The organism is Motilibacter deserti (assembly GCF_011250635.1).
Classification (GTDB): domain Bacteria; phylum Actinomycetota; class Actinomycetes; order Motilibacterales; family Motilibacteraceae; genus Motilibacter_A; species Motilibacter_A deserti.
The window spans coordinates 1-2,977 of sequence record NZ_JAANNP010000169.1 but is presented as its reverse complement, the minus strand read 5'-3'; the positions used below and the strand labels follow the sequence as shown (position 1 = coordinate 2,977).

Genomic DNA, 2,977 nt, shown 5'->3' with positions numbered 1-2,977 from the left:
AACGAGCGCGTCACCCGGTCCCGCGCACTCGTGGCCAAGGGGTACAAGCCCGCGGTCGTGGCGCGCGTCGCGAAAGTGTCCCGCCAGTCCCTACACCGCCGCCGCGAGCGGCGGACGGTGACGGCAGGCCCGGGTGCGGGCCGGCCGGGGGACGAGGCGATCGTGGAGGTGGCGAAGGCGAACCCGGTCGACGGCACCCGGATGATCGCCGCGCTCGCCTCCCGCGAGCTGGGCGAGCCGGTCAACCGCAAGCGCGTAGCGCGGAACGTGGCCGGCGAGCGTCACGTACGCCGCCTGACCGGCGGGAGGCCCCGTTCGGCGCGTGCCGGACGCTGGGAAGGTGCGCGAGTCCAAGCCGTGCGAGGTCCTTGACGAGGGCCAGTGGTGGCCCGGCCAGGTCCTCTCCTGGTACCGGCAGGGCGAGCGCTGGCGGCCATCGTCACCTACAGCAAGTTCGCCGGCCTGAAGTGCCACCAGGGACGCTGGGCCGAGGACGTGCGGCCTCCCACAGGCAGCCCCGGCGGGTCCGCAGTGACTGCTCATGGGCGGACAGCAGAAGGGGGCGGCGCCAGTCGGCACCGCCCCCTCTCCGTGGCTCGACCGGTCAGCCGCCGTTGGGGAAGTAGGGGTCGGTCCAGCCGAGGTAGGGGCTGTTCCAGCCGTCGGTGATGGCGCTCATCGGGACCAGAGCAATGGTCCCGGCGCCGCGGACGTCGTTGCTGATGACCATGCCGTTGCCGGCGGAGAGAGCGACGTGGCCGGCGCTGCCGCCGTTCCAGAAGACGAGTGCGCCGGCGGGCGGGTTGAGGTCGCCGGGGTGCTTGTGGTCGGACACCTGCCAGAACGTGCGGGCGTGGTGCGGTGCGGGAGCTCCGGAGTAGCTCCAGCCGTAGGCGCGGGCCACGAAGTTGAGGCACCGGCGGTACCACTGGGCGGGGCCGTCCTGCTGGGCTAGCGCCCACTGGATCGCCTGCTGGCAGGTGCGGGGGTTGCCCCGGGGCAGCGTGAACGTGCAGTCAGCGACGGGGACGCCGCTGTAGCCGCCGAGCCCGTCCGCGCACCCGGCGCCGCCGGCGTTGACCGGGTCGTCCTCCTCGTTCTCGGCGAGGGCGTTCCTGACGAGCTTGCCCACGCCTTTGACGCCAGCCTCGGTGAGCCCGCCGTTGGGGCCGCGCCAGCCGGCGTTGGCGACGGCGAACGCGGCGACGTCTATCAGCTGTAGCCGGTCGTCGGCGTTGGCGAGAGCACGCAGGGCCGCGGCCGCGCGGGTGGAGCGGGGCGGGGTGACCCAGTAGACGGTGCGGGTGTCGCCGCCAGCCTCGAGAACCTTCTTCGCTCGGCTGGTGAACGCGGCCACGTCGGCATCGCTGTCCAGGCCGTCCTGCCCGCCGAGGCTGACCAAGAGCGTGCCCGGCAAGCTCGTGCCGCGGGCCTGCAGGTCGGCCAGGCCCTGGGCGGTGGTGCGGCCGTCGGCGACGGAGACAGTAACGGCGCCGCCCTGATAGGCGATCGGCAGCGCGCCTCGGATGTCCTTGGCCAGGTCGTCGCCGAGCAGGAGCAGGCCGGGCGCGTCGAGGACGGTCTGCGCGACGACGGCGCCGGTTGCGGTGGGGCGGCCGAGCAGCCCGGCGACGATCTGGGCGGCCCGGTCCTCCCACTTGGCGTAGGCGTCCGGGTAGGCGGACACCTGCACGGCCTGGGCGGCGACGGTGATCGGGATGGCCTGCCAGCCCTCGATGTTCCCCAGCTCGTCGAGGAACTTGCCTGCCGCGTAGGTGGGGGTCATGCGCTGCTGGACCGAGCCCCAACCAGCACGCTGCTGGAAGATGCCGACCGAGTCGTGGTCGCCCGGCGCGACGCCGTCGTTGGGGAAGCTGAGCGAATCGGGGACGGCGAGTGAGGCCAGGTTGCGCAAGTTCGACTCCTGCAGCGCGGTGGCGATCGCGACGACCGCGGCGCGGGTGGGCACCCGGCGCTGCACCACCTCGGACACGATCGTGGTGGCGTTGCGGGCTTGGGCCTCGTCGAGGCCGGCGGAGGAGGGCACGGACCCGGACACCGCCACGGACGGCGGCAGGCACGCCAGTGCCTCGGTCGTCGACGTGCCGACCACGGTGAGGGAGGCGACGGCGAGGACGAATGCGGCGCCCGCGGCGGTGCCAGCGGCGCCCGCGGACGCCGTCACGACGCCGCTCCCCGGGCGAGGCCAAGCCGGGAAAACTGTGGCAGCGTCATTCGTCTAGCCGCTCGTCGAGCAGTGCGCATGCGCGCCGTACGACGCTGGCGCGAGTCAGCGGGACTCCCTCGGCGCTCAATGCCTGCCGGGCGCGCGCCTGCAGGGTCACGCGAAGCCCGTCGACCGCGTCGAGCCGTTCCTCGTACGCGGCGAGGTCAGGGGGGTTAGTGGACGGGGTGGTCGTGGCCGGCTCCCACCACGGCCCGGCTTCGGCCAGCCGCATTGGGGAGCGGGTAGCTGGATCGCCGGCGACGGCGAGCAGCGCGGCCGGCACCGCGTGGGGCGGCCAGCCGCGGTGATGCACGGCCAGCTGGATCGCCGGCAGAAGCCCGGAGGGGGACCAGCGCCCGACGGGCAGGCATTGCGCTTGTCGGGCGGCCGCGCATCGGGCGGCCAGGGCGGCCAGGTCGTCGATGCCGCAGGCGGCGAGCAGGCCGTCCGCGAGATCGAGGTGACGCCGGGCTCGAGCGGGGGGCGGGGGAGGGGGAGTGTCGGTAGAAGGGTCTGGGTTGGGCCGCAGGTGTGCGGCCACGGTCGCCGCAGGCATGCGGCCAGGGGTGGCCGCAGTTCTACGGCCACCTCCAGGTCCGTCGGAACGGGCAGCCGCAGATGTGCGGCCACTGGTTGAGCTGCCGCTTTGTAGCAGCGGTCCCGCGGTCCGTACGTGGTAGCGGTTGGTCAGGTTCTGCCGGCCAGCCCGTCGGCGCTCCACGTGTACGACGCCGGCGGTCTCGAGCTCCC

General features: G+C 73.7%; 3 protein-coding genes. 1 reads left to right on the top strand and 2 read right to left on the bottom strand.

The features are described 5' to 3' along the window. Nucleotides 1-372: hypothetical protein (locus G9H71_RS24225; RefSeq protein ID WP_231135287.1), on the top strand; the 372-nt coding region annotated here is incomplete at its 5' end. A 232-nt stretch (nt 373-604) separates the two neighbouring features. On the opposite strand, the gene G9H71_RS21895 is transcribed toward G9H71_RS24225, so the two are convergent. Together G9H71_RS21895 and G9H71_RS21890 are read right to left on the bottom strand one after the other, a co-directional pair. After that, nucleotides 605-2,185, bottom strand: a complete 1,581-nt coding sequence (locus G9H71_RS21895; protein WP_166284884.1) for an NlpC/P60 family protein — start codon at nt 2,183-2,185, stop codon at nt 605-607. 46 nt (nt 2,186-2,231) lie between these two features. Next, complete coding sequence (locus G9H71_RS21890; RefSeq protein ID WP_166284883.1) at nt 2,232-2,783, bottom strand: hypothetical protein; 552 nt, start codon at nt 2,781-2,783, stop codon at nt 2,232-2,234. Between the last annotated feature and the right edge of the window lie 194 nt (nt 2,784-2,977).

Coding starts and splice junctions, on each gene's coding strand:
- G9H71_RS21890 (WP_166284883.1), bottom strand. CDS start 2,783: ATGCCTGCGGCGACCGTGGCCGCACACCTGCGGCCCAACCCAGACCCT.